The organism is Paracoccus sp. 22332 (assembly GCF_052045125.1).
In the GTDB taxonomy this organism is placed as follows: domain Bacteria; phylum Pseudomonadota; class Alphaproteobacteria; order Rhodobacterales; family Rhodobacteraceae; genus Paracoccus; species Paracoccus haematequi_A.
In genome coordinates, this window is the sequence record NZ_JBQEOI010000004.1 from 83,731 (window position 1) to 110,600 (window position 26,870).

Annotated in this window: 24 protein-coding genes; 9 read left to right on the plus strand and 15 right to left on the minus strand. The window is 68.9% G+C overall.

Annotation, left to right across the window (positions count from 1 at the left end):
• Positions 1-12 precede the first annotated feature (12 nt).
• Complete coding sequence (paaG, locus tag ACTJI6_RS06205; RefSeq protein WP_126154243.1) at positions 13-807, minus strand: 2-(1,2-epoxy-1,2-dihydrophenyl)acetyl-CoA isomerase PaaG; 795 nt, start codon at positions 805-807, stop codon at positions 13-15.
• Between the two features lie 114 nt (positions 808-921).
• On the opposite strand from paaG, the gene paaN reads away from it, so the two are divergent.
• From paaN to ACTJI6_RS06240, 7 genes are all read left to right on the plus strand, one after another.
• Positions 922-2,550 carry a phenylacetic acid degradation protein PaaN gene (gene paaN, locus ACTJI6_RS06210; protein WP_126154244.1) on the plus strand — a complete coding sequence of 543 codons (1,629 nt, stop codon included), beginning with the start codon at positions 922-924 and terminating at the stop codon, positions 2,548-2,550.
• 23 nt (positions 2,551-2,573) lie between these two features.
• Entirely contained in the window at positions 2,574-3,716 is a 1,143-nt protein-coding gene (locus tag ACTJI6_RS06215) for an ABC transporter substrate-binding protein (RefSeq protein WP_440798801.1), read from the plus strand.
• 69 nt (positions 3,717-3,785) lie between these two features.
• The gene (locus tag ACTJI6_RS06220) at positions 3,786-4,658 is read left to right on the plus strand and encodes a branched-chain amino acid ABC transporter permease (RefSeq protein WP_126154246.1); all 873 of its coding nucleotides are present in this window, start codon (positions 3,786-3,788) and stop codon (positions 4,656-4,658) included.
• A 1-nt stretch (position 4,659) separates the two neighbouring features.
• Positions 4,660-5,616: a branched-chain amino acid ABC transporter permease gene (locus tag ACTJI6_RS06225; protein ID WP_440798803.1), complete on the plus strand. Its 957-nt coding sequence runs from the start codon at positions 4,660-4,662 to the stop codon at positions 5,614-5,616.
• Positions 5,613-6,404 (plus strand): ABC transporter ATP-binding protein, encoded by a 792-nt coding sequence (locus tag ACTJI6_RS06230; RefSeq protein WP_440798805.1) that lies wholly within the window; start codon positions 5,613-5,615, stop codon positions 6,402-6,404. The genes ACTJI6_RS06225 and ACTJI6_RS06230 overlap by 4 nt, the downstream gene beginning before the upstream one ends.
• Positions 6,391-7,092, plus strand: coding sequence for an ABC transporter ATP-binding protein (locus tag ACTJI6_RS06235; protein ID WP_126154249.1), 702 nt, complete (start codon positions 6,391-6,393; stop codon positions 7,090-7,092). Before ACTJI6_RS06230 ends, ACTJI6_RS06235 begins: the two co-directional genes overlap by 14 nt.
• Position 7,093: 1 nt before the next feature.
• Positions 7,094-9,037, plus strand: coding sequence for a 3-hydroxyacyl-CoA dehydrogenase NAD-binding domain-containing protein (locus tag ACTJI6_RS06240; protein WP_440798807.1), 1,944 nt, complete (start codon positions 7,094-7,096; stop codon positions 9,035-9,037).
• A 9-nt stretch (positions 9,038-9,046) separates the two neighbouring features.
• Here ACTJI6_RS06240 and ACTJI6_RS06245 read toward each other — a convergent pair whose 3' ends face one another.
• From ACTJI6_RS06245 to msuE, 6 genes are read right to left on the minus strand one after another with little or no spacing between them, the layout of a single operon-like run.
• Positions 9,047-9,811, minus strand: a complete 765-nt coding sequence (locus ACTJI6_RS06245; protein WP_440798809.1) for an ABC transporter ATP-binding protein — start codon at positions 9,809-9,811, stop codon at positions 9,047-9,049.
• A complete protein-coding gene (locus ACTJI6_RS06250; protein WP_440798811.1) occupies positions 9,808-10,776 on the minus strand; it encodes an ABC transporter substrate-binding protein in 969 nt (322 codons plus the stop codon). The genes ACTJI6_RS06245 and ACTJI6_RS06250 overlap by 4 nt, the downstream gene beginning before the upstream one ends.
• Positions 10,777-10,804: 28 nt before the next feature.
• Complete coding sequence (locus tag ACTJI6_RS06255) at positions 10,805-11,623, minus strand: ABC transporter permease (RefSeq protein ID WP_440798813.1); 819 nt, start codon at positions 11,621-11,623, stop codon at positions 10,805-10,807.
• 4 nt (positions 11,624-11,627) lie between these two features.
• Positions 11,628-12,980, minus strand: coding sequence for an LLM class flavin-dependent oxidoreductase (locus ACTJI6_RS06260; RefSeq protein WP_440798815.1), 1,353 nt, complete (start codon positions 12,978-12,980; stop codon positions 11,628-11,630).
• Between the two features lie 11 nt (positions 12,981-12,991).
• Entirely contained in the window at positions 12,992-13,897 is a 906-nt protein-coding gene (locus tag ACTJI6_RS06265; RefSeq protein WP_440798817.1) for a TauD/TfdA dioxygenase family protein, read from the minus strand.
• 15 nt (positions 13,898-13,912) lie between these two features.
• Positions 13,913-14,470, minus strand: a complete 558-nt coding sequence (gene msuE, locus ACTJI6_RS06270) for an FMN reductase (protein ID WP_440798819.1) — start codon at positions 14,468-14,470, stop codon at positions 13,913-13,915.
• Positions 14,471-14,835: 365 nt separating this feature from the next.
• Between msuE and ACTJI6_RS06275 the strand changes: the two genes are divergently transcribed.
• On the plus strand, positions 14,836-16,335 hold the full coding sequence (locus ACTJI6_RS06275; RefSeq protein WP_440798821.1) for an FAD/NAD(P)-binding protein: 1,500 nt from the start codon (positions 14,836-14,838) through the stop codon (positions 16,333-16,335).
• Here ACTJI6_RS06275 and acnA read toward each other — a convergent pair.
• From acnA to ACTJI6_RS06300, 5 genes are read right to left on the minus strand one after another with little or no spacing between them, the layout of a single operon-like run.
• Positions 16,330-18,903 carry an aconitate hydratase AcnA gene (gene acnA / locus ACTJI6_RS06280; protein ID WP_440798823.1) on the minus strand — a complete coding sequence of 858 codons (2,574 nt, stop codon included), beginning with the start codon at positions 18,901-18,903 and terminating at the stop codon, positions 16,330-16,332. The genes ACTJI6_RS06275 and acnA overlap by 6 nt on opposite strands.
• 51 nt (positions 18,904-18,954) lie before the next feature.
• Complete coding sequence (locus ACTJI6_RS06285; RefSeq protein ID WP_440798824.1) at positions 18,955-19,827, minus strand: GntR family transcriptional regulator; 873 nt, start codon at positions 19,825-19,827, stop codon at positions 18,955-18,957.
• A gap of 57 nt (positions 19,828-19,884) precedes the next feature.
• On the minus strand, positions 19,885-21,384 hold the full coding sequence (locus tag ACTJI6_RS06290; protein WP_440798826.1) for a tripartite tricarboxylate transporter permease: 1,500 nt from the start codon (positions 21,382-21,384) through the stop codon (positions 19,885-19,887).
• A gap of 12 nt (positions 21,385-21,396) precedes the next feature.
• Positions 21,397-21,867, minus strand: a complete 471-nt coding sequence (locus ACTJI6_RS06295; protein WP_440798827.1) for a tripartite tricarboxylate transporter TctB family protein — start codon at positions 21,865-21,867, stop codon at positions 21,397-21,399.
• A 55-nt stretch (positions 21,868-21,922) separates the two neighbouring features.
• A complete protein-coding gene (locus ACTJI6_RS06300; protein ID WP_440798829.1) occupies positions 21,923-22,891 on the minus strand; it encodes a Bug family tripartite tricarboxylate transporter substrate binding protein in 969 nt (322 codons plus the stop codon).
• Positions 22,892-23,104: 213 nt separating this feature from the next.
• Here ACTJI6_RS06300 and ACTJI6_RS06305 point away from each other — a divergent pair, with 213 nt between their 5' ends.
• On the plus strand, positions 23,105-24,205 hold the full coding sequence (locus ACTJI6_RS06305; RefSeq protein WP_440798831.1) for a transglutaminase-like domain-containing protein: 1,101 nt from the start codon (positions 23,105-23,107) through the stop codon (positions 24,203-24,205).
• A gap of 41 nt (positions 24,206-24,246) precedes the next feature.
• On the opposite strand, the gene pcaF is transcribed toward ACTJI6_RS06305, so the two are convergent.
• Genes pcaF through ACTJI6_RS06320 form a run of 3 tightly spaced genes read right to left on the minus strand, consistent with a single transcriptional unit; the run spans position 24,247 to position 26,853 of the window.
• A complete protein-coding gene (gene pcaF, locus ACTJI6_RS06310) occupies positions 24,247-25,449 on the minus strand; it encodes a 3-oxoadipyl-CoA thiolase (RefSeq protein ID WP_440798833.1) in 1,203 nt (400 codons plus the stop codon).
• 1 nt (position 25,450) lies between these two features.
• Entirely contained in the window at positions 25,451-26,122 is a 672-nt protein-coding gene (locus ACTJI6_RS06315; protein WP_440798835.1) for a 3-oxoacid CoA-transferase subunit B, read from the minus strand.
• Positions 26,119-26,853, minus strand: a complete 735-nt coding sequence (locus ACTJI6_RS06320; protein ID WP_440798837.1) for a 3-oxoacid CoA-transferase subunit A — start codon at positions 26,851-26,853, stop codon at positions 26,119-26,121. Before ACTJI6_RS06320 ends, ACTJI6_RS06315 begins: the two co-directional genes overlap by 4 nt.
• Positions 26,854-26,870: the final 17 nt, after the last annotated feature.

Genomic DNA, 26,870 nt, shown 5'->3' on the forward strand with positions numbered 1-26,870 from the left:
CGCAGACGGGTTTCATCGGCCGGTGAACCGTGCGGGACGCTTTTCCAGGAAGGCGGTGACGCCTTCGGCATAATCGGCGCTGCGGCCCGCCTGCTGTTGGGCGTCGCGTTCGGCGTCAAGCTGCTGGTCCAGGCTGCGGGTCGCGGCATCCTGGATCAGCCGCTTGGTCAGACCCAGGCCCAGGGTCGGCCCGGCGGCAAGGCTGACGGCAAGCGCCTGCGCCTGATCCATCAGGTCGGCGTCGTCCACGGCCTTCCAGATCAGCCCCCAGTCGGCGGCTTTCTCGGCGGGCAGCGGTTCGGCCGTCAGCGCCAGGGCCTTGGCGCGGGGTTCGCCCAGGATGCGCGACAGGCTCCAGGTGCCGCCCGCGTCAGGGATCAGCCCGATCTTGGCAAAGGCCTGGATGAACTTCGCCGATTTCGCGGCCAGGACGATGTCGCAGGCGAAGGCGATATTGGCCCCCGCCCCTGCCGCCACGCCGTTGACCGCGCAGACGACCGGCTTTTCCAAGGCGCGGATCAGCCGCAGCGTCGGGTTGTAGAAGCTGTCCAGCGTCGCCCCCAGATCCGGCGCAGGTCCGCCCTTGCGCGGGTCGCGGTCGCCCAGATCCTGGCCCGCGCAGAAGCCCCGCCCCGCCCCGGTCAGCAGCACCGCGCGCACGTCCGAATCGTCATGCGCCCGCTGGACGCCCTCGCGCAGCGCCAGGTGCATCTCTTCGTTGAAGGAATTCAGCTTGTCGGGGCGGTTCAGCGTCAGCGTCAGAACGCCGTCGGCAAGCGCCGACAGCACCGTCCGGGATGCGGTCATGGTCTTCTCCCTTGCGCGTCGATTTCTCGAAGCTCCTCGCAGAAAGCTGTTGCATAAACCGACCGGCCGGTCAATGATATTCGCAAGCCGGAGGAGGAACCGGCGGAGGAGCCGATGACAGACCTGTTTGCCCGACATCGCCGGATGCTGGAGGATGCCGTCCAGGCCCTTCACGCGCGCCGTTTCTGGACCCCCTTCCCCGAGGTGCCCAGCGGCAAGATCTATGGCGAAACCGCAAAGCTGGACGGCGACGCCGCCTATGCCGCGCTGCTGGGGCGCGGTTTCGTCCTGCCCGGCCATCCCGAACAACGCCGCCTGGGCACCGAGGTCTCGCCCTGGGGCGAGGCGCTGCGAATCACCTATCCGGCGGCGGATGCGCCCGCGCTGATCGCGGCGGCGCAGGGGGCGGCGGACGCCCTGGCATCGGCCGGCGTGGAAACCCGCGTCGGCGCCTGCCTTGAGATTCTGGTCCGGCTGAACCGCATCAGCTTCCTGCTGGGTCATGCGACCATGCACACCACCGGGCAGGCCTTCGCCATGGCCTTCCAGGCGGGCGGTCCCCACGCGCAGGATCGCGGGCTGGAAGCGGTCGCCGTCGCCTGGGCCGAAATGACCCGATACGCCGACGCCGCCCGCTGGGAAAAACCGCAGGGCAAGGCTGCGGCCCTGGTCATCGACAAGCACTGGACGCTGGTGCCTGCGGGCATTTCGCTGGCCATCGGCTGCAACACCTTCCCGACCTGGAACAGCTATCCCGGCATCTTCGCCAGCCTCGCCACGGGCAACCCGGTGATAGTGAAGCCTCACCCTGCCGCGATCCTGCCGCTGGCCCTGACCGTGCAAGTCGCGCGCGGGGTGCTGGCGGAGGCGGGCCTGCCCGCCGATGCGATCCTGCTGGCGGTGGACGAACCAGGGGCCGAGATCACCAAGCCCTTGGCCAGCGACCCCGCGGTGCGGCTGATCGACTATACCGGATCGTCCGCCTTCGGCGCCTGGCTGCGGGAAAACGCCCGGCAGGCGCAGATCTTCACCGAGGAGACCGGCGTCAACAGCGTCGTCATCGCCGCCGCCGACGATTTCGACGGCATGTGCGCGAACCTGGCGTTTTCGCTGTCGCTCTATTCCGGGCAGATGTGCACCTCGCCGCAGAACCTTTACGTTCCGGCGCAGGGCATAGACACCGATCAGGGGCACAAGTCCTTCGATCAGGTCGCAGCGGGCCTGGCCCAGGCCATCGACACGCTGCTGGCGGATCCGAAGCAGGCGGCGGGCATCTGCGGCGCCATCGCCAACCCGGCGACGCGGGACCGCGTGGCCCGCGCCCGTGACCAGGGCCGCGTGGTCCGTGACGGCACGCCGCTGCTGCTGGCGGTCGAGGCCGACGCCCCCGTGGCGCAGGACGAATGCTTCGGCCCCGTCGCCTTCCTGATCCCCTGCGCGGATGCCGACGACGGCATCGCCCGCGCCGCCGACCTGGCCGCGGCCAGGGGCGCCATCACCGCCGCGCTCTATGACACCGACGACGCCCGCATCCGCCGGGCCGTCGCCGCCTTCGCCCGCGCGGGCGTGAACCTGTCGGTCAACCTGACCGGCAACATCTTCGTCAACCAGTCGGCGGCCTTCAGCGATTTCCACGTCACCGGCGCGAACCCGGCCGGAAACGCCAGCCTGACCGACACCGCCTTCGTGGCGACCCGCTTTCGCCGCGTGATGTGGCGCAGGCCGGCCGCCGCCCCCGCTTGACTAGTTCTCTGGGAGGAGACGACATGCAGAAGACCCTGACCACCACCGCCCTTGCCACCGCTCTGGCGCTTGGCGCCACCGCAGCATCCGCCGAAATCCGCATCGGCGCATCGGTCTCGGCCACCGGCCCGGCCGCCTTCCTGGGCGACCCCGAGGCCAAGACCCTGGAAATGCTGGTCGAACAGATCAACGAACAGGGCGGCATCGATGGCGAGGAGATCGCCCTGACGCTGTATGACGACGGCGGCGATCCGAACAAGGCGCGCACTTTCGCCACCCGCCTGATCGAGGATGACGAGGTGGTGGCCATCATCGGCGGATCGACCACCGGCACCAGCATGTCGATCCTGTCGGTGGCCGAGGACAACGAGGTTCCCTTCATCTCGCTGGCGGGCGCGATCGAGATCATCGACCCGGTGAAGCCCTTCACCTTCAAGACCCCGCATACCGACCGCATGGCCTGCCAGAAGATCTTCGAGGATATGCAAAAGCAGGGGATCACCACCATCGGCATGATCTCGGGCACCGACGGCTTCGGCGCGTCCATGCAGGCGCAGTGCAAGGACGTGGTGGGCGAATACGGCATCACCGTCGCGGCGGACGAGACCTATAACCCGACCGACGCCGACATGACCACGCAACTGACCAAGATCCGCAACACCCAGGGCGTGCAGGCGGTGCTGAACCCCGGTTTCGGCCAGGGGCCGTCCATCGTGACGCGCAACTATCGCCAGTTGGCCATCGACCTGCCGCTGTATCAGTCGCATGGCGTGGCGTCCGACGGCTTCATTGAACTGGCGGGGGCGGAAGCCGCCGAGGGCGTGCGCCTGCCCGGCACCGCGCTGCTGATCGCCGACCAGCTTGGCGCGGACGATCCGCAGAAGCCGGTAGTGGACGCCTACAAGACCGCGTTCGAGGAGAAGACCGGCACCCCGGTCGGCACCTTCGGCGGCTATGCCAACGATGCCTTCCTGATCCTGACCGACGCCATCAAACGCGCCGGCAGCGCCGAACCCCAGGCCATCCGCGACGCCATCGAGGCGACCAGCGGCCTGGCGGGAACGACCGGCATCTATACCATGTCGCCGGAAAACCACCTTGGCCTGGATCTGTCCGCCTTCCGCATGTTGCAGATCAAGGGCGGCGAATGGACCGTGGTGGAATGATCCGCCGACCGCCGCGCCCCTGATTGTTAGGACAGTCAGGGCGCGGCATCCCTGCCAGAGAGGGTCATCATGCCGGAACTTCTGCAATTCCTGTTTTCGGGCGTGACGGTGGGCGCGGTCTATGCGCTTGTCGCGCTTGGCTTCACGATCATCTACAACGCATCCGACGTGGTGAACTTCGCCCAGGGCGAATTCGTCATGCTGGGCGGGATGCTGACCTTCGTCTGCCATGCGGCGGGGCTGCCCCTGCCGCTGGCCGCGCTGATCGCCATCGCCGCGACCTCGGCCATCGGCGTGGCGATGAACAAGCTGGCGATCGAACCCGCGCGCGGCGCGCCGGTCGTGTCGCTGATCATCATCACCATCGGCGCATCCATCTTCATCCGGGGGGGCGCGCAACTGCTGTTCGGCAAGCAGATCCACAGCTTCCCGGCCTTTTCCGGCGACACGCCGCTGCGCATCGGCGGCGCCACGATCCTGCCGCAGAGCTTGTGGGTGATCGGCGGCGCGGTGGTGGTCTTCATCGGGCTGTGGCTGTTCTTCACCCGCACCCTGACGGGGCGGGCGGTGCTGGCCACGTCGAACAACCGGCTGGCCGCGCAACTGGTGGGCATCAACACCAATTTCGTGATGACGCTGTCCTTCGCGCTGTCGGCGGGCATCGGCGCGCTTGCGGGGGTGCTGGCGACGCCGATCACGCTGACATCCTATGACGTGGGCCTGGCCTTCGCGCTGAAAGGCTTTGCCGCCGCGATGCTGGGCGGCATGGGCAACCCCAAGGGCGCGCTTGCGGGCGGCTTTCTGCTGGGCCTGCTGGAGGCGCTGACGGCGGGATACCTGTCGTCGCAATACAAGGACGCGGCGGCCTTCGTGGTGATCCTGCTGGTGCTGTTCTTCATGCCGCAGGGCCTGTTCGGCCGCAAATCCGTGGATCGGGTGTGACATGAAGCTGACCCCCAAAACCGCCACGCTGCTGGTCCTGGTCCTGCTGGTCGCGCTGTCGCCGGTGCTGTTCCCCTCGGGCTATTACTACCGCGTCGGCGCGCTGATCTTCGTCAACGCCATCGCCGTCACGGGCATCGTCATCCTGACGGGCTATGCGGGCCAGATCAGCCTGGGCCATGCCGGTTTCGCCGGGATCGGCGCCTATGCCTGTGCGCTTGCGCCCGTGCATCTGGGCCTGCATCCGTCGCTGGCCCTGGTCCTGGGCGCCGCGATCTCGGGTGTGCTGGCCTTCCTGGTCGGCCGTCCGATCCTGCGGCTCAAGGGCTATTATCTGGGTGTGGCGACCCTGGGCTTCGGCATCCTGGTGTCCATGGTGCTGAACAACGAACGGCAACTGACCGGCGGTCCCGACGGGATGGAGGTGCCGGATCTGGGCCTGCGCGGACTGCTGAAGGATGCGGGCCTTGACCTGACCAACGGCCAGTTCTGGTATTTCCTGTGCGGCATCGTGCTGATCCTGGGCGCATGGCTGGCGCTGAACCTGTTCAACAGCCCCACCGGCCGCGCCCTGCGCGCCCTGCACGGATCCGAGGTCGCCGCCCGCACCGTCGGCGTCGACGTGGCGCGGCTGAAGTTGCAGGCCTTCGTGATTTCCGCGGTCTATGCGTCCGTGTCGGGATCGCTGCTGGCGTTGCAGAACAAGTTCATCACCCCGGACGTGGCGGGCTTCATGCATTCGATCGAGATGGTGACGATGGCCGTCCTGGGCGGCGTCGGCTCGGTCCTGGGCGCGATCTTCGGCGCGGCGGTGCTGACGCTTCTGCCGCAGGTGCTGACGGTGTTCGCCGAATACGAACAGCTGGTGCTGGGCCTGGTGATGATGCTGGTGATGATCTTCCTGCCGCAGGGCCTGCTGCCGTCGATCCTGCGCAAGATCCGGGGGAGGGACGAATGAGCGTGCTTCTGTCAGTCGAGGGGCTGGGCATCAGCTTCGGCGGCCTCAGGGCCGTGAACGAGGTCAGCTTCACCGTCCGGCCGGGCGAAATCACATCGGTCATCGGGCCGAACGGCGCGGGCAAGACGACGCTGTTCAACATGATCTCGGGCGTCTATCGGCCGGGATCGGGGCGCGTGGTTCTGGACGGGCAGGACGTGACCGGCATGGCCCCGCATCTGCTGGCCCGGCGCGGCATGTCGCGGACCTTCCAGAACCTGCAAATCTTCCAGTCGATGACCGTGCTGGAAAACGCCATCGCGGGCTATCATCTGCAGGAACGGGGGCCGGTGCTGGCGGATCTGCTGGGCCTGCCCTCGTCCCGCCGCCGCGCGACCCAGGCGCGGGACGGCGCGCGCAAGCTTCTGGCCCGCGTGGGGTTGGACCGCGCCGCTGAACGCGAGGCCGGGAACCTGTCCTATGGCGCGCTGAAACGGCTGGAGATCGCCCGCGCCCTGGCGCTGTCGCCCAAGATCCTGCTGCTGGACGAACCCGCCGCAGGCTGCAACGCCGTCGAGACCGAGGAGATCGATCACCTGATCGCCGAGGTCGCCCGATCCGGCGTGGCGATCCTGTTGGTCGAACACGACATGAAGATGGTGATGCGGATTTCGAACCACATCGTCGTGCTGGATCATGGCGAAAAGATCGCCGAGGGCGACCCCGCCAGCGTCAGCCGCAACCCGGCGGTGATCGCCGCCTATCTTGGAACGGATGCAGAAACGGGGGCCGCCCATGCTGACGGTTGAGGGGCTGCGGTCGCGCTATGGCCGGATCGAGGTGCTGCACGGCATCGACCTGACCGTCGAATCGGGCGAGATCGTGACGGTGGTCGGCGCCAATGGCGCGGGCAAGACGACGCTGCTGAAATGCCTGTCGGGCACGCAGCCCGCATCCGGCGGCACGATCACCTTTCGCGGCGAAAGCCTGACCGGCGTTCCCGCCCATCGCCGCCCCGCGCGCGGCCTGACCCAATCGCCCGAGGGGCGGCAGATCTTCACCAACCTGACGGTCGAGGAGAACCTGCGCCTGGGGGCCTATCTGTTCACCGACGACCGCGTGGAAAAGGACATGGAGGACGCCTTCCAGATGTTCCCGATCCTGCGCCAGAAACGCAACCTTGCGGCGGGCGGGCTGTCGGGCGGACAGCAGCAGATGCTGGCCATGGCCCGCGCGCTGATGGGGCGGCCGTCCTGCCTGTTGCTGGACGAGCCTTCGATGGGTCTGGCGCCGATCATCGTCCAGCAGATCTTCGATGTGGTCAGCGGGCTGAAGGCCCTGGGCGTGACCGTCCTGCTGGTCGAACAGAACGCCTTCGGCGCGCTGAAGATTGCGGATCGCGGCTATGTCATGGAAACCGGCCGCATCACCATGTCCGGCGCGGCGGCGGATCTGATCGCCGACCCGCGCATCCGCGAAGCCTATCTGGGGATCTAGCATGTCCGTTCTGACCATCGCCCGCGACGGCGCCATCGCCACCGTCACCGTGGACAACCCGCCCGTCAACGCGCTGTCGCAGGCGCTGCGCGAGGGGCTGTGGGATGCGGTCGGAACGCTGGATGCCGACCCTGAAATCCGCGCCGTGGTGCTGATCTGCGCGGGCCGCACCTTCATCGCCGGGGCCGACGTGACCGAATTCGGCAAGCCCCCGCAGGAACCCCACCTGCCGGATCTGGTGGACCGGATCGAGGACGCGCAAAAGCCCTGGATCGCCGCCATCCACGGATCCGCACTGGGCGGCGGGTTCGAGGTGGCGATGGGCTGCCGTTTCCGCGTGGCGCTTGACAGCGCGTCCGTGGGCCTGCCCGAAGTCACCCTGGGCATCGTGCCCGGCGCCTCCGGCACCGTGCGCACCCCCCGTCTGGCGGGGGTCGAGGCCGCCGTGGATCTGGTCACATCGGGCAAGCCGGTGCGCGCCGCCAAGGCGCTGTCGCTGGGCCTGATCGATGCCGTTTTCGCGGACGACCTGCACACGAACGCGCTTGCCTTCGCGCGCGAGGCGCTGACCCGCGGCCTGCCGCCGCCGGTGTCCCTGCGCCCGATCAGTTCCCCGAATGCCGCCTTCTGGGAAGACCGCCGCAAGACCGTGACAAAGGCCGCCAAAGGGGCCGAGGCGCCGCTGCGGGCGCTCGACTGCCTGCGCAAGGCGGCCGAGGCGCCCTTTGCGGAAGCCATGGCTTACGAACGCCAGACCTTCCTGGACCTGCGCGGATCGGACCAGGCGGCGGCGCTGCGGCATGTGTTCTTTGCCGAACGCGCCGCGCCCCGCCCCGCGCATCTGCGCGATGTGGACCCCCTGCCCCTGCGCCGCGCGGGCGTGATCGGCGGCGGCACCATGGGCGCGGGCATCGCCGCCGCGCTGCGCGATGCGGGCATTCCCGTCACCCTGATCGAACGCGACGACGACGCCCTGGCGCGCGGCACCGCCACCCTGCGCGCCATTTTCGACGGCGCGGTGAAGCGCGGCAAGCTGACGGATGCGCAAGCCGACGGCCGCATGGCCGGTGTCGCCGCCACCACCGATTACGCCGCGCTGTCCGACGCGGATCTGGTGATCGAGGCCGTGTTCGAAGACATCGCTGTCAAGCGCGCCGTCTTCGACCAACTCGCCGCCGTGTGCCGCCCTGATGCGGTGCTGGCGACCAATACATCCTATCTGGACCCCCGGCTGATCGCCGAGGGGCTGCCCAACCCCGGCCGCTTCATCGGGCTGCATTTCTTCAGCCCCGCCAATGTCATGCGCCTGCTGGAGATCGTGCCGGTCCCCGAGACCGCGCCGCAGACGCTGGCCACCGGCTTTGCCCTGGCGCGGATGCTGAACAAGATCCCCGTCCAGTCCGGCATCTGCGAGGGCTTCATCGGCAACCGCATCCTGAAACAATACCGCGCCGGAGCGGAAGCCCTGCTCCGCCAGGGCGTCCCCGTTGCGGACATCGACGCGGCCATGCGCGGCTATGGCTTTGCCATGGGCCCGTTCGAGGCTCAGGATCTGGGCGGGCTGGACATTGCTTTCCTGCAACGCGAGGGCGCACGGGCGGCAGGGCGGGACGTGCCGGAAACGCTGGGCGACATCTTGGTCCGCGCGGGCCGCAAGGGGCAGAAGACCGGCGGCGGCTGGTACGACTATGCGCCGGGCGACCGCAGGCCGCAGCCGTCCACCGCCGTTTCGGACCTGCTGGCCGGGCGGATCACCGGCGCCGTGCAGATGGACCACGACGCCATCGCCCGGCATCTGGTGGCCGAGATGGCCGCCGAGGGCCGGGCGATCCTGGACGAAGGCATCGCCGCGCGGGCGTCCGACATCGACCTGGTGGAAATCCACGGCTATGGTTTCCCCCACTGGCGCGGCGGGCCGATGTTCGCCACCGGCCGGCAGGGATAGCGGCGGCGCCTAGTGCAGGCCGAATTCGGCCATCAGCAGGCGGCGCATTTCGACGAAGCCCGCTTCGCTGCGGTCTCGGGGGCGGGGCAGGTCCACCTCGATCAGGCGCGGAACCGTGCCGGGATCGCGCGACAGGACCAGCACACGATCCGCCAGGAAGATCGCTTCCTCAAGATCATGCGTGACCAGGATCATGGTGACGTTTTCCTCGCGCCAGATGCGTTCCAGTTCCTCTTGCATGGTCAGCTTGGTCATCGCGTCAAGCGCGCCCAGCGGTTCGTCCAGCAGCAGGATTTCCGGCTGCACGGTCAGCGCGCGGGCGATGCCGACGCGCTGCGCCATGCCGCCCGACAACTGCCGGGGCCAGGCGCCCTCGAAATCCGACAGGCCGACCAGCCGGATATAGCGGCGGGCGCGGTCGCGGGCGAGGCTGCGCGGCACGCCCCGGACCTCCAGCCCGAAGGCCACGTTTTCCAGCACCGTCAGCCAGGGCAGCAGGCGCGGTTCCTGATAGATCACCGCGCGTTCGGTGCCGACGCCCTGGACCGGGCGGCCGTCGATCAGCACCTGCCCGCCATCGGCCCGTTCCAGCCCGGCCAGCAGGCGCAGCAGCGTGGTCTTGCCGCAGCCCGAAGGCCCGACGATGGCCAGGCTTTCGCCGCCGCGAATGTCCAGCGACAGGTTGCGCAGCACCGGCAGGGGCTGGCCGTTCAGGGTGAAGGTCTTGGAGATGTGGCGCAGCGCCACCTCTCCGCGCAGGGCGGTGGCGGTCATCTGGCGGCCACCTCCTCGCCCGTGGTCAGCAGCACGTCGCTGGCCTTCAACTGGCCCTCGGGCAGCTTGCCCTCGCGCACCAGAACGTCGATCCAGAACTGGATGTCGCGTTCGGTGGGCAGCCCGCCCGGACGCACGCCATAGCCCGCGAAATACTGCGCGACCTCGGGGTTCTCGCCGCGTTCCTTCAGGACGCGGGCCAGGATCTCGCGGGTTTCCTCGGGGTTTTCACGGGCATAGTCCAGGGCGCGGGCCGACTGCTTGACGAAGTGCTGGGCGGCCTCGGGGTGATCGGCGACCCAATCCTTGCGCAGCACGGTGAAGCCACCCGCGATGTCGCCCAGGATCTGGTTGTCGTCGAACACTTCGCGCAGCCCGCCCGTCTTGCGGGCCGCGCCCTCGAAGGTGGTCTGCCAATAGCCGAAGGCCGCGACATCCACCTGGCCCGACCGCAGCACCTGTTCAAGCTGCGGCCCCGGCACCGTCACCAGATTGGCGGCATTTTCCGGCAGGCCCTTTTGGTGCAGCGCCTCGCGCACGGTGTAATCCAGATGGGCGCCCAGCGTGTTGACGGCGACGGTCTTGCCCTGGATATCCTCGACCGTCCTGATCGGGCTGTCCTCCAGCACGTAGAAGATCGACTTCACGTCCTTGTTGATGCCGTTGGTCGGATAGGCCGCGACGAATTCATTGCCGCCGATGATCGAGTTCAGCACCGCAGCCGTCGCCGCGCTGCCGATATCGACCGATCCGCCCGCCAGGGCCATCAGCGATTCCGGCCCGCCCGAGGCATAGCCCACGGTTTCCACGGTGACGCCGGTGCCGTCGAAATAGCCCAGTTCCTGCGCCAGTTCATGGGCCGCGATGCCGCCATGGCTGGCCAGATAGCGCAGGGTCACATCCTCGGCCCAGGCCGGGGCGGTCAGCGCGGTCGAGAGCGTCAGAGAGATCAGAACGTGTTTCATGATGGTGGTATCCTTGGGAATGGGGGGATCAGCGGTCGGTCACGGACCAGCGGCACAGGCGGCGTTGCAGCGCGACCAGCACGGCGTTGGCGGCCAGCCCCAGGAAGGCCAGCAGGAAGATCGCGGCGAACATCAGCGGGATCTGGAAGTTGTATTGCGCGTTCATCACCTGGAAGCCGACGCCCTTGTTCGCGCCGATCATCTCGGCCGCGATCAGCAGCAGCAGGGCGGTGGTGGCCGAGAGGCGCAGCCCGACGAAGATCGCGGGGACCGAGGCGGGCAGGATCACCCGGCGGAACACCTGAAGATGCGTCGCGCCATAACTGCGCGCCATCTCGATCAGCTTGCGGTCGACCTCTTTCACGCCGCCGATGGTCGCCAGCAGGATCGGAAACAGCGTGGCCCAGAAGATCACGAAGACCTTCGATGTCTCGCCCAGGCCCAGCAGCAGGATGAACACCGGATAAAGCGCCAGCGCCGAGGTCTGGCGGAACAGCTGCAACAGCGGATCGAGCGCGCGTTCGATGGCGGGAAGCTGGCCCATCAGCAGGCCCAGCGGAATGCCCAGCACCACGGCGGCGACGAAGGCCGTGCCCGCGCGTTGCAGGCTGATGGCGATGTCGTCCAGCAGGGCGCCGCTGGCGATGCCGTCCCACAGCGCCACCGCGATCCTGTCCAGCGGCGGAAAGACGGCGGGGCTGACCCAGCCCAGCGTGCTGGCCACCTGCCACAGGACCACGAAGCCGATCACCAGCCCCCAGCGGGACAGGAACCGCCCGGCGCCGTCGCGCAGCGCGCGGGTCGGGTCGGGTCGGGTGCGGGGGGTGTCGAGTGTCTGGATGGCCATAGGATCACTCCGCTGCCTGGGCGGCCGCGCGGGCGGCGGCATGGCGGTTGATCGGGAAGGGCAGGCCCAGGTTCTCGCGCAGGGTGCGGCCTTCGTATGCGGTGCGGAACAGCCCGCGCCGTTGCAGTTCGGGGATCACCAGGTCGATGAAATCGGTCAGGCCGGTGGGCAGCCAGGGCGGCAGGATGTTGAAGCCGTCGGCGCCCTCGTTCTCGAACCAATCCTGGAGCACGTCGGCGATCTGGGTGGCACTGCCGACCACCGTGAAATGGCCGCGCGCCGAGGCGACCCATTGGTAAAGCTGGCGGATCGTGAAGTTGTTGTCGTCGGCGATCTGGCGGATCAGCGCCTGGCGCGACTTCATCCCCTCGGTCGGCGGTGCGGGCGGCAGAGGGCCATCCAGGTCATAGCCTTTCAGGTCCAGCGTGCCGCCGGTCAGCCCGTTCAGCAGCGCCACCCCGTCCTCGGGGCGGATGAGGCTGGTCAGGCGGTCGTATTTCTCGCGCGCCTCGTCCTCGGTCCGGCCCACGAAGGGCGAGACACCGGGCATGATCAGGACATGCGACGGATCGCGGCCCAGCCCCAGGGCGCGGGACTTGATGTCGCGATAGAATTCCTGCGCCGTGTCCAGCCGCTGATGGGCGGTGAAGATCACTTCCGCCGTCGCGGCGGCCAGGGCGCGGCCGTCGTCGGACTGGCCCGCCTGCACGATCACCGGATGGCCCTGCGGAGACCGAGGCACGTTCAGCGGCCCCTCGACCTTGAAATGCTCGCCTTTATGATGGGCGCGGCGCAGCTTGTCCCGGTCGTAGAAGGTGCCGCTGTCCTTGTCGCGGATGAAGATGTCGTCCTCGAAACTGTCCCACAGCTTCTTCACCACATCGACATGTTCCGCCGCCCGCCGATAGCGGAAGGCGTGCGGATGCTGCTGGTCCAGATTGAAGTTCCGCGCCGCCGCCTCGGTCGCGGTGGTGACGACGTTCCAGCCCGCGCGCCCGCCCGAAATCAGGTCCAGCGAGGCAAATTTGCGCGCGGTGTTGAACGGTTCTTCGTATGTGGTTGAGGCGGTGGCGATGAAGCCCAGATGCGAGGTCTGCGTGGCAAGCGCCGCGAACAGCGTCACGGGCTCGAACCCGGCGATCCGGGCCGGACCGCCCTCGGACAGGCCGCCGGTCGACGTGGCAAGCCCGTCGGCCAGGAAATAGGCGTCGAACAGGCCGCGCTCGGCCTCTTGCGCAAGCTGGACGTGGAAGTCGAAATTGACGGCGCCGTCGGCCGGCTGGTCGGGATGGCGCCAGCTGGCGATATGCTGGCCGCCGCCGGGAAGAAAGGCGCCAAGGCGGATCTTGCGGGTCATCGGATGCTCCTTCAGGCGGGGATCAGGGGGGTGCTGGCACGGCCGTCGACGCCCACCGGCACGTCGCCGTCCAGGGTGATGCGGTGCACGACGCGATGGGCGTCGCCGTAATCGTTCACGGCGATATGCTGGGTGGCGCGGTTGTCCCAGATCACCACGTCGCCCGCCTGCCACCGCCAGCGCACGGTGTTTTCGGGCGCGGTCACATAGGCTTGCAGGATGTCGTAGAGGCGCAGCGATTCTTCGCGCGAGAGGCCTGTGATGCGTTGCAGGAAGCTGCCCAGCACCAGAACCCGCTCGCCCGTTTCGGGATGGACGCGGACCACCGGATGCTCGGTCTCGAACACCTCGCGGCGGAAGACCTGTTCGTAATGCTGGCGGTCCTTGTCGTTGGCCCTGGGGCGCTGCGCGGCATAGTCATAGGCGTTCGAATGGACCGCCCGCAGCCCGTCCGCCAGATGCCGCAGCGGTTCCGGCAGGTCTTCATAGGCGGTGGCGGTATTGGCCCAGATCGTGTCGCCGCCGACCGGCGGGATCACCACGCCGCGCAGCACGGACGCCTTGGGATAGGCCGGCACGAAGGTCACGTCGGTATGCCAGCGATCCGCCCGCCCGCCGCCCTTGCTGCTGTCCAGTTCCAGGATCGAGGCGGTGCCCGCCACCACCGCCTGCGTGGGATGCGGCGCCAGATCGCCCAGGCGGCGCGCGAACGCCTCTTGCGACTGGTCGTCCAGATGGTGCTGGCCCCGGAAGAACAGCACCTTGTGGCGCAGCAGCAGCGATTCGAGGGCGGCCAGGGTGGCATCCGGCAGGTCGGCCGACAGGACGATGTCGCGGATCTCGGCCCCGATGCGGGGGGTGACAGGCAGCACGGTGTCGGCGGGGATCGTGGCGTCGAAGGTTTCGTGGCGGGTCATGGCGGTCTCCTTCGGTCAGGCGGCGGTGGACAGCGCCGCGTGGCGGCGTTCGACGAAGGGGGCGAATTGCGTGACGGCGCGGTCCAGCCGGTCCAGCAGCGCGGGTGCGGCGGGCTGGCCGTCGCGGAAATCCGCGCCACCCGCATAGACGCCGGTCGGCAGAACGGCGGCCTCGAAGAACGCGAACAGCGGGCGCAGCTGGTGCTCGATCACCAGGGCGTGCTTGTCGCCGCCGCCGGTCGCGGTCAGCAGCACCGGCTTGCCCGCCAGGGTGGCCGGGTCGATCAGGTCGAACAGGTGCTTGAACAGCCCCGCATAGCTGCCCTTGTAGACCGGGCTGCCGACGATCAGCGCATCCGCCGACAGGATGTCGCCGACGATGCCGCGCGCCGTGGGATCCATGTCGTCCAGCGTCGCCGCCCGCCCCAGCGACGGTTGCAGATCGGTCAGGTCATAGGTGACGGCGGTGCCGCCGAACCGCAGGGCGGTGCGGCCCGCCGCCTGTTCGACCAGGGCGCGGGTCCGCGACGGGCTGCTGAGGCTGCCTGCGAAGGCGGCGATGCGGAGGGTCATGGGCTGCTCCTGAAAAGACGATTTCTCTTGTCGTGAATATTGCGTGAAGCCGGTCTTGCAGCCATTCCAAAGGTCGCGCCGGTTTTGGGGCATGGCTGTCGGCAAGCCCCGCCCAAAGAGGAAATCCTTCTGTCGCGGCAACGGTGCCTCGGCCGCGCCGCGGGAAGGAATTCAGGGTCAACCGCGCGGCGGCGAACAGGATCGTTGTCGCCGGGGGCTTTCGGGAAAGGATTTTCCCTCTCGCGCGCCAAGATTGGAACGCCGAAAGACGACCGATGCGCTAGATTAAACGGATCAAGGAGAATCCCGATGCCCCGGAATCCGTTTGTCGCCCAGCCCCTGCCCCGATGTCCGAGGATCCGGCCATGACCCAGGCCCTGCGCGCGTCGCCCCTGCGCCCGGCGTCACCTGCGCCGCATGTCGTCATCATCGGCGGCGGCGCCAGCGGCGTCCTCATGGCCACGCACCTGCTGTCGCGGCCTGGCGCGCGCCTGCGCGTCACCCTGGTCGAGGGGCGGAACATGCTGGGTTGCGGCATCGCCTATTCCACCGACGATCCGCAGCATCTGCTGAATACCCGCGTCCAGAACATGAGCGCCTTCCCGGACGATCCCGACCATTTCCGCCGCTGGCTGGAATCGCATCGCACAGCGGCCGGGGACGCGGTGGACGGAGATGGTGCGGCGACGGCGGCGTCCTTTGTCAGCCGCCCGACCTATGGCGCCTATCTGGCAAGCCTGCTGGCGCCCTGGCTGTCCGGGGCGGGTGCGGGGGCGTCGCGGCTGTCCTGCATCCGCCAGACCTGCCTGCGGATCGGCGGCGGCGGGGCGCTTCTGACGGTGCATCTGGACAACGGGCGCAGGCTGCTGGCCGACCAGGTGGTCCTTGCGACGGGCCATGTCCTGCCCGAACCCGATCCGGCAGGCATCCTGTCGGGCGCGTGGCAGCCGCTGGGAGACCTGGATCCCGACGGCCGGGTCATCATCATCGGCACCGGCCTGTCGATGGTCGACCAGGTGCTGTCGCTGATGAACCGCAACCATCGTGGAGAGATCCTGGCCCTGTCCCGACGCGGGTTGATCCCGCGCCGCCACGCCGCCGCCATCCCCCTGCCGATCGCGGCCGAGGACGTGCCCCTGGGGGCCAGGGCCAGCGTCCTGTTCCGCTGGGCGCGTGGCTTGGCCCGGCAGGCGGCGCGGGACGGCGGCGGCTGGCGCGATGCCGTCGACGGCATCCGCCCCCATGTGCGCCGCTTGTGGGCCTCGCTGCCCTTGGCGGAACGGGCACGCTTCCTGCGCCATGCCGCGCCCTGGTGGGACATCCATCGCCACCGGATGCCGCCGCAATCGGCGGATCGGATCGCGGACGCCCTGGCCTCGGGGCAGTTGCGGCTGATCCGGGGCCGCTTCGCGGGCGCGGACCGTGACCCGGACGGCGGGCTTGTGGCGCGGATCGCACAGCCCGGCGGCGCGGCGCGCGAAGTCCGGGCCTGCCGGATCATCGATTGCCGGGGGATCCTGCGCGATCCCCGGCAACATGCCTCGCCCCTGGTCGCGGACCTGATCGCCAGCGGCCGCGCCCGGATCGACCCGATGGGAATCGGGCTGGACGTGTCGCCCGATTGCGCGGTGATCGACGCCGCCGGGATCCCCTCGGCCCGGCTGCACGCCATCGGCCCGGCGTCCCGCGCGGCCTTCTGGGAAATCACCGCCATCCCCGACATCCGCGAACAGACCACGGCCCTGGCCCGGCGGATCGAGGCCTTGGCCTCCCTGACGCCCCGGCCGGGTTACGGCGCGGACACGGACTGGGCAATGGCTACATGCAGGGCGAGCGTCCCTTCATGTCCAGAATGCAGGTCATGATTTCCCGCCAGACACGTCCGCGCCTTGCGTGACCCGATCCAGGATCAGCGGCATCAGCCCGCCCTGGGCCAGGGTCTCGACCTCCAGGCTGGTCTCGATCGCGGCGGCGGCGTCCATCGTCTGGACCGCGCCCGAGGCCCGGCGCAGCGTCACGCGCACAGGCGCGCGCGGCGACAGCCGGGCGGGATCCAGGTCCAGCTCGATCCGGTCCCGCGCTGTCAGGGCCAGCGATTGCGGGGTGACGCCATCGGGCAGGCGCAGCGGCAGGATGCCCATGCCGATCAGGTTCGACCGATGGATCCGCTCGAACCCCACGGCAAGCACCGCGCGGGTGCACAGCAGCGCCGCGCCCTTGGCGGCCCAGTCGCGCGACGACCCCATGCCATAGCGTTCGCCCGCGACGATCACCACCGGGACGCCCTGGGCGCGATACAGGTCCGCCGCCTGCCACAAGGGCAGGACCGCGCCGTCGGGCAGGACGGTGCTGCCGGGCGGGATCTCCGGGGCCAGCAGGTTCCGAACCGACCTGTTGGTGAACAGCCCGCGCAGCATGGCCTCCCAGTTCCCGCGCCGGGACGAGAACACGTTCAGGTCGTTCTCCGGGTCGCCCCGTTCGATCAGATAGCGCCCGGCCTCGCCCCCTTTGGGAATGGCCCCTGCGGGAGAGATGTGGTCGGTGGTGATGTCGTCGCCCAGGACGAGGATCGGGGCGGCGCTGATCCGGGTGTCTCGCGGCGCGGGAAAGGCCGCGAAAGGCGGGCGGCGGATATAGGTCGATGCCGGATCCCAGGGGAACAGCGGCGTGGCGGGCGCGTCAAGGTCGCGCCACAGCCGGCTGGCCTCGGCCTGGTCATAGGCGGCGGCGTAATCCGCGCTGTCCTGCGCCAGGGCCAGGGCCGCGTCGATGTCCGCCCCCGTGGGCCACAGGTCGGACAGCCGGACGCCGGGCGCGATGTCGTCATGCAGGATGTCGCGTTCCACGTCCCCCGCCAGGGCGAAGGCCACCACCAGGGGGGGCGAGGCCAGGAACCCGGCCTCAAGCTGCGGATGGACCCGGCCCGGAAAGTTGCGGTTGCCCGACAGGACGGCGACCTGCAACCGGCCGTCCGCCTGCGCCCGGACCGCACTGTCGGGCAGCGGGCCGGAATTGCCGATGCAGGTGGTGCAGCCATAGCCGACGATGCCGAATCCCACCGCCTCCAGATCCTCAAGCAGCCCGGCACGGCGCAGATACCGTTCGGCGGTGGGCGATCCCGGCGCCAGCGAGGTCTTGACATGCGCGGGCGGCCGCAGCCCCAGGGCGCGGGCCTTGCGCGCCACTAGCCCGGCGGCGACCAGCAGGCGCGGATCGCTGGTATTGGTGCAGCTGGTGATCGCGGCGATGGCGACGGCGCCGTCCGGGGCCTCGCCCCGCGGCGCGGGCCGGGGCGCGCCGCGCAGCACATGGGTGGCCTGGGCGGTGGCCGAGGCCGCGATGCGGTCCTGGGGACGGCGGGGACCGGCGACGCTGACCTGGACCTGGGCCAGATCCAGGGCCAGCGTGTCGGTGAACACCGGGGTTTCGTCAGGGTCGAACCACAGCCCCTGGCGGCGGCAATACCCCTCGACCAGGGCGCAATGATCGGCGCTGCGCCCGGTCTGGCGCAGATAGGCTATGGTCGCGCCGTCGACGGGAAAGAACCCGGAATTGGCCCCGAATTCGGGCGTCATGTTGGCGATCACCGCCCGGTCGCCCGCCGACAGCGTGGCAACCCCCGGCCCGAAGAATTCCACGAAGCGGTCGGCCAGATCCACGCGCCGCAGCCGCTCGGTCACGGTCAGCGCCAGGTCGGTGGCCGTCACGCCGTCCGGCAGGCGTCCGGTCAGCCGCACGCCCACCACATCCGGGACGCGCAGCATCACCGGCATCCCGAAGAAGACGCTTTCCGCCTCGATCCCGCCGACGCCCCAGGCCAGGACGCCGATGCCGTTGATCATCGGCGTGTGGCTGTCGGTGCCGATCAGCGTGTCAGGCATCATCCAGCCGTCGCGGGTGGTCACGACGGTGGCCAGCCGTTCCAGGTTCAGCGTGTGCATGATGCCGGTGCCGGGCGGATGGACGCGGAAATTCGACAGCGCGTTCGTGGCCCATTTCATGAAGCGATACCGCTCGGCGTTGCGGCGGTATTCGTTTTCGATGTTGCGGGCCATCGCGCCGGGGGCGGCCCAGGTGTCGACCGCCAGCGAATGGTCGGTCGAGACATCGACCGGCAGCACCGGGTTCAGCAGCGCAGGGTCGCGGCCCGCCTCGGCCAGGGCCGACCGCATGGCGGCAATGTCCACCAGGGCGGGGCCGCAGGTGGTGTCGTGCATCAGCACGCGGCCCGGCAGAAAGGCGATCTCGGCCGTGCTGCGCCCGTGGTCCAGCCAGGACAGGATCGCGGCCCGCCCGCCCTTGGCGTCGCCGCCGCTGCGCAGCACGTTTTCCAGCAGCAGGCGATGGATATGCGGCAGGCGCGGCAACGCGGGACCGGCGGCCGCCGGCAGGTCGATGATCCTGTATCCGTCATGGGTCGCGGCAAATTGCATGATGATCCCCCCGCTGGCAGCAGGATAGCATTATTTCGTCATGAAATGCAATCAAGCAAACATCGCGGTCTTGATCGCCGCCGCTTCGCGGATATGGCGGTACAGGAACGTGGCGGCGGCCTGCATGTCGCGTTCCTCGATCAGGTCCAGGATGCGCAGATGCTCGCGGCATTGCTGCGGCATCCGGCTGCGGTCGTGGGTGATGCTGTATTCCATCAGCCGCCGCACCCGGTTCACGCGGCGCACGGCGTCCAGGAAGAAATCGTTGTTGGCGCAGGTCATCAGCATTTCGTGGAATTCGACGTTGGTGCCGAAGACCTTCTGGGGCCTGTCGCGGCCATAGCTTTCCAGCAGCGCCTGCTGATGGCGGCGGGCGGCGGCGAAGGCATCCCGGTCGATGCGGAAGCTGGGCAGCAGCAGGGCCTGCATCTCGGTCGCGGCGCGGAACTGGTAGGCGTCGGCATAGGCCTTGCGCGAGGTCAGGATTTCCCGGAACTCCCAGCCGTTGCCCGGCAGCCGTTCGATCCAGCCTTCGTCCGCGATCCGCCGCAGCACCCGCAGCAGGCGGCCGCGGGTGACGCCGTAAAGCCGGATCAGCTCGTTCTCGCTTTGCCGGTCGGGGAGCGCGCCCGCCAGCCGGTCGGCGGCGATGCGGTCATACAGAACGTCGTCGCCCTCGGCGTCGGTGTCCAGCCGGGGGATCCGGTCGGCGTCGCAGGCCAGGAAGAAGCCGCGATTGGGTGTCGCCTCGACGATGCCCATGTCTTGCAGCTTCTTCAGCGCGCTGACGATGGGCTGACGAGAGACCTTGAAGCTGTCGGCCAGGGCCTGGGCGGGCAGGTGCTGGCCCGCCTTCATGCCCAACTGCCGGGCGTGGTCGACGATTCGGGCCATGATCTGGGGGGAAAGGCTGGCACGTGCCATGGATCCTCCGGCGGGCAGGGCGGGCGGCGCGGCCCTGGGACCGCGCCGCCCGGAACGTCAGTCCTCGTCCTGGCGGAACCGGGCCAGGCTCTTGAACAGGAACGGCGCCACCAAGGCCAGGACGGCGATGGCGATCATCGTGGCGGACCCCGGATGCTGCAACAGGATCATCGGGTCGCCCAGGCTCATCTGCAAGGACCGGCGCAGGGCGCTGTCGGCCATCGGACCCAGGATCAGGCCGACGACCACCGGGGCGATGCGATAATCGTATCGCCGCATCACGAAGCCCAGGATGCCGAAGGCCACCAGCATCACCAGTTCCACCACCGAGGGGTTGGCGGCGATGGTGCCCATGCAGGCAAAGACCAGGATGCCCGCGTAAAGCCAGGGCAGCGGGATCTTCAACAGCCGCACCCACAGCCCCACCAGGGGCAGGTTCAGGATCAGCAGCATCACGTTGGCGATGAACAGCGATGCGACCAGGCCCCAGACCAGGGCCGGGTGCTGCACGAACAGCAGCGGGCCGGGTTGCAGGTTGTATTGCTGGAACCCCGCCAGCATCACCGCCGCCGTGGCGGACGTGGGCAGCCCCAGCGTCAGCAGCGGCACAAGAGTGCCCGCGGCGGATGCGTTGTTCGCGGCCTCGGGCCCGGCCACCCCCTCGATGGCGCCCTGGCCGAATTCCTCGGGCTTCTGGGCCAGCTTGCGTTCCATCGTATAGGACAGGAAGGTCGGGATCTCGGCCCCGCCGGCGGGCAGCGCGCCGATGGGAAAGCCCACCGCCGTGCCGCGCAGCCAGGGCTTCCAGGACCGCTTCCAATCCTCGCGCGACATCCAGATGGAGCCCCTGATCGCCATCGGCTTTTCGTCGTTGAACAGGTGGCGCGACGCGACATGCAGCGCCTCGCCCAGGGCGAACAGGCCGACGGCCAGGGTCGTCACCTCGACCCCGTCCAGCAGGTTGGGGACGCCGAAGGCCAGCCGGGCCTGGCCGGTCAGCTGGTCGATGCCGATCAGGCCCAGCCACAGGCCGAGCGCAAGGCTGGTCAATCCGCGCAGAGGCGAGGATCCGAAGGTCGCCGACACCGTGACGAAGGCGATCAGCATCAGGCCGAAGTAATCCCACGGCCCGAACTGGATCGCGACCTTGACCAGCATCGGCGCGAAGAAGGCCAGCCCCATCGTGGCGATCAGGGTGGCCACGAACGACCCGAGGGCGGCGGTGGCCAGCGCCGGGCCGCCCCGCCCGCGCCGGGCCATCTGGTTCCCCTCAAGCGCGGTGACGACCGACGCGCTTTCGCCCGGCGTGTTCAGCAGGATCGCGGTGGTCGATCCGCCATACATGCCGCCGTAATAGATGCCCGCGAACATGATCAGCGATCCGCCGGGATCCAGCTTGAAGGTGATCGGCAACAGCAGCGCCACCGTCAGCGCGGGCCCGATGCCCGGCAGCACGCCCACTGCGGTGCCCAGCAGCACGCCGATGGCCGCGAAGGCCAGGTTCATGGGGTCCAGCGCGGTGCCGAAGCCCTGCATCAGGAAGGTCAACGATTCCATAGCCGCCCCCGGTCAGAACAGCCGCTCGACCGGGCCCATCGGCAGGGACAGGGTCAGCAGCTTGTTGAACAGCAGGAAAATCCCGGTCGCCAGGATAAGCCCTAGGACGAAATCGGCCGCCCAGGCCCGGCGCCCGAAGGCCCGCGCGGTGAAGGCGAACAGCAGCGTCGATCCGGCGATGAAGCCCGCCCCCAGCCAGATCGCGGCGATCAGGCTGCCCAGCCCCAGGGCCACCCAGCCCACCGCCGCCCAGTCGGTCGGGCCGGGATCGTCCTGCCAGCGGAAGGCGGCGATCAGGTGCCCCGCCCCCATGACCGCCAGGAACAGCGCCACGAAATAGGATGCCGCATCCGCGCCCATCCCGTAGGTGGCGCGGATCTGCATGGCGCTGGCGTCGCGCCAGGTGATGAAGGCCATGGCAAACAAGGCGATGCCGATGGCAAGCGTGGGTCTGTGCAGACCCCGTGCGGTCGATGTGGTCACGGACGTTCCCCCGATGGGTCAAGGACGCGGGGACCGGCAAGGCCCCCGCCTCGGGTCACTCAACCAGGCCGATCGAGGTCAGGATGGCCCTGACCCGCTCGGTTTCGGCTGCCAGGAAGGCGGCGAACTCGTCCGAGGGCGCGTAATAGTTCGACCACCCGCGCGCCTTCAGCAAGTCCTGCCATTCGGGCGATTCCACCGTCTTGGCGATGGCCGCTTCCAGGGCGGCCTTGTCGGCGTCGCTGATGCCCGGCCCGGCGAAGATGCCGCGCCAGTTCACCAGTTCGATGTCGATGCCCTGGGCCTTCAGCGGCTGGGCGGCGATGCCCTCGATCGGTTCGGGATAGGAGATCGCGAGGGCGCGCAGGTCGCCCGATTCGATCTGTCCCTGCCATTCGCCATAGCCGGAAACGCCCGCCGTGACCTGCCCGCCCAGCATCGCCGCCAGGGCCTCGCCGCCGGAATAGGCGACATAGTTCACCTTGGCCGGATCCTGCCCCGCCGCCTGCGTGACCAGGGCCGACAGCATGTGGTCGGCGCCGCCCGCCGATCCGCCCGCCCAGATGGTGTGTTCGACATCGCCCTTGATGCCCTCCATCAGGTCCGCCATCGTCTGATAGGGCGATGCCTTGGGCACCACGATCACCAGCGGATCGCCGGTCAGCCGGGCAAGGGGGGTGACGGCGGTCAGGTCATAGGGCGCCTTGTTGGTCAGGATCGCGCCGACCAGGGTGATGCCGCCGACCAGAAGCTGGTTGGGGCTGCCTTCCGCCCCCTGGACGAATTGCGCCAGGCCCACCGTGCCGCCCGCGCCGGGGACGTTGATCACCTGGACGCTGCGCGCGTTGCCGGTTTCCATCATCACCTGTTGCAGGGACCGGGCGGCGGCGTCCCAACCGCCGCCCGCGCCCGCCGGGGCTGTGATGGTCAGTTCCAGATCCTGCGCCATGGACGCGGGGGCCGACAAGGCGGCGCCGGCCGCGACCAGCCATCCGGCCGCCAGCCGGGAACGAAAGAATGTCATTGTATCCTCCCTGATGTCGCTTTTGCGATCCGGGAAATGATGCACAACATCGCAATAAAATGCAATTCAATTTTCAGGGGGCATCGGTCGTGGGGGGTGTTCCCCGCAGGATAGCATTCGCCGGGTCGCTTTCCATCACAAAGCGTCCCGGCCCTTTCGGATCGGCAGGAAATGCCGCATGATGGCGCAAACGTCGCTGCAAGAGGTGTCTCCATGTCCCGCCCCACCCGCCGATCCCTGCTGAAGCTGTCGCTGGCGGCAGGGCTGTTGCCCGTCATCCCCTCCGCCCTGCGTCCGGCCTTCGCCGGTCCCGCCTATGCCCCGCAGGCGGGCGGCTGGCAGGGCTTCGAGCTGCGCACTACCGTGACCCTGGCCCAGGGCGGGCCTGCGCAGGTTTGGCTGCCGGTGCCCTCGGTCCAGACGGACTGGCAGCGGTCGGTCGGCGACACCTTCACCGGCAACGCCGCACAGGCCGAGATCGTCACCGATCCCGCGACCGGCACCCGGATGCTGCACGCCCGATTCGACGCAGGCACCGCGCAACCCACCCTGGAACTGGTCAGCCGGGTCGAGACGCGCGGCCGCACGGTCGACTGGTCCCAGACCGCCGAAGTCCACGAGGATCCGGCGGTCCTGCAAGCCGCGCTGCAGGGCTCCAGCCTGAAGCCGCTGGACGGGGTGGTGGCCGAACGCGCGGCCCAGATTACCCAGGGCGCGATCACCGACCGGCAGAAGGTGGCGGCGATCTATGCCTGGATCGTCAGCAACTGCCACCGCGACATGGAGGTGGCGGGCTGCGGGTCGGGCGATATCCAGGCCACGCTGACCACGGCGAATTTCGGCGGCAAATGCGCCGACCTGAACGGCCTGTTCGTTGGCCTGGTCCGCGCGGCGGGCGTGCCTGCGCGCGACATCTATGGCGTGCGCGTGGCGCCCTCGGCCTTCGGCTACAAGCAGTTGGGCGCGAACAGCCCGTCCGTGACCGGCGCCCAGCACTGCCGGGCCGAGGTCTGGTTGTCCGGCCTGGGCTGGGTGGCCATGGACCCGGCCGACGTGCTGAAGGTGATGCGCGCGGAAACCGACACCTGGATCAAGGATCCCGCCGACCCGCTGGTGGCGCCGGTCAATGCCGCCCTGCAAGGCAATTGGGAAGGCAACTGGGTGGCCTTCAACACCGCCAGCGACCTATCCCTGCCCGGAGCCGAGGGCGCCCTGCCCTTCCTGATGTATCCGCAGGGCCTGACCGGCCAAGGCCGTCTGGACGAGCTGGATTCCAAGACCTTCGCCTATGAGATGACCGCGGCGGCGGTCTGATCCGATCCGGCGGGCGGTTCGCGCCGCCCGCCGGTCGTGCCTTAGACGCGCTCCAACGCGACCGCGATGCCTTGGCCGACGCCGATGCACATGGTCGACAGCGACCGCTTGCCGCCGGTGCGCGCCAGTTCCAGGGCGGCGGTGCCGGTGATGCGCGCGCCCGACATGCCCAGGGGGTGCCCAAGCGCGATGGCCCCGCCATTGGGGTTCACGCGCGGATCGTCGTCGGCGATGCCCAGATCGCGCAACGTGGCAAGACCCTGGCTGGCGAAAGCCTCGTTCAACTCGATCACGTCGAAATCGGCTTGGCTCAGCCCCAGCCGCGCCATCAGCTTTTTCGAGGCCGGCGCCGGGCCGAAGCCCATGATGCGCGGCGCCACCCCCGCCACGGCCCCGCCCAGCACGCGGGCGATGGGCGTCAGGCCGTGCCGCCGCGCCGCCGCCTCGGATGCGATGATCAGCGCCGCCGCCCCGTCGTTCACGCCCGAGGCATTGCCCGCCGTCACCGACCCGCCCTTGCGAAACGGCGCCTTCAGCGCGGCCAGGGCCTCCAGCGTCGTTTCGCGCGGGTGTTCGTCGCGGTCCACGACCCTGGGATCGCCCTTGCGCTGCGGGATCTCGACCGGCGCGATTTCCTGCGCCAGACGGCCGTTCGCCTGCGCTGCCGCCGCCTTCTGCTGGGACCGCAGCGCGAAGGCGTCCTGGTCGGCGCGGCTGATGGAAAAATCTTCCGCGACGTTTTCGGCGGTCTCGGGCATCGAATCGACGCCGTATTGCGCTTCCATGGCCGGATTGACGAAGCGCCAGCCGATGGTGGTGTCGTAAACGGCATTGCTGCGGCTGAAGGCGCTTTCGGCCTTGGGCATGACGAAGGGTGCGCGGGACATGGATTCGACCCCGCCCGCGATCATCAGGTCCGCCTCGCCCGCCTTGATGGCGCGGGCGGCGGCGATCACCGCGTCCATTCCCGACCCGCACAGCCGGTTGATGGTAGTGCCCGGAACCTCGACCGGCAGGCCCGCCAGCAACAGCGACATGCGCGCGACGTTGCGGTTGTCCTCGCCCGCCTGGTTGGCGCAGCCCAGGATCACGTCATCGACGGCGGCCCAGTCCACGCCCGCGTTGCGCGCCATCAGCGCCCGCAGCGGGATCGCGCCCAGGTCGTCGGCGCGGACCGATGACAGCGCGCCCCCGAACCGGCCGATGGGCGTGCGGATATAGTCGCAGAGATAAGCGTCGGTCATGTCACACCTCGGGGCAGGTCAGGTCGGCCACGCCGCCATCCAGATGCAGCGACGCGCCGGTCAGGGATTGCAACTCGTCGAAGGACAGCGAGGGCAGCTTTTCGCGCAGCACGAAACGACCGTCCACGATGTCCACCACCGCAAGCGAAGTATAGACCCGCGTCACGCAGGCGACCCCGGTCAGCGGCAGGGTGCAGCGATCCAGAAGCTTCGGCTTGCCGTCCTTGGTGACGTGATCGGTGATGACGGCCACGCGTTTCGCGCCATGGACCAGATCCATCGCGCCGCCCACCGCGGGCACGCCCTTCGGCCCGGTGGACCAGTTCGCCAGATCGCCGGTCTGCGCGACCTGATAGGCGCCCAGGATCGCCACGTCCAGATGCCCGCCGCGCACCATCGCGAAGCTGTCGGCATGGTGGAAAAAGGCGGTGCCGGGCTTCAGCGTCACCGCCTTCTTGCCCGCATTGATCAGATCCCAGTCCTCCTGGCCCGGCGCGGGGGCCTCGCCGAAGCCGAGGATGCCGTTTTCCGTGTGAAAGATCGCCTGCCGTCCCTTTGGCTGGAAGCGGGCGACCATCTCGGGGAAGCCGATGCCCAGATTCACATAGGCGCCGTCATGGATGTCCTGCGCCGCGCGCCAGGCGATCTGGGCGTTGGTCAGCTTGCCGGTCATGCCGCCACCTCCGGGTGATGGGCGTTCGCGCGGTTCAGGTCTTCTTCCTGCGCGGGGTTGGGGACTTCGACGATGGCATCGACGAAGATGCCGGGCGTGACGACCGCCTCCGGGTCGATGCCGCCCGGCGCGACCGCATGGCTGACCTGGACGATGGTGCGCGCCGCCGCCATCGCCATGATCGGCGCGAAGTTCCGCGCGGCCATGCGATAGGTCAGGTTGCCGAGGGTGTCGCCGGTTTCCGCCTTGATGAGCGCGAAGTCGGCCTTCAGCCAGCGTTCCTGCACATAGCTGCGCCCGTCGAATTCCGCGACCGGCTTGCCCTTTGCAAGGTCGGTGCCGAAGCTGGTCGGCGTATAGAAGGCCGGAATCCCCGCCCCGCCCGCGCGGATGCGTTCGGCCAGCGTGCCCTGCGGAACCAGTTCCAGTTCGATCTCTCCGGCCAGGTATTTCTCGGTGAAGACGCGCGGATCGGCGGATCGGGGGAAGGAACAGACCATCTTCGCGACCATGCCCTGTTCGATCATCGCCGCGATGCCGACATGGCCGTTGCCGGCGTTGTTGTTGATGACCGTCAGGGTCCTGGGGCTGCCGGTCGCCAGATAGCGGTCGATCAGGGCGTGGATCAGTTCGATCGGCGCGCCCGACCCACCGAAGCCGCCGATCATCACCGTGGCGCCGTCGGGAATGTCGGCCACCGCCTGCGCCAGGTTTTCAATGCGTTTGTTCATCGGATCCTCCTGCTTTC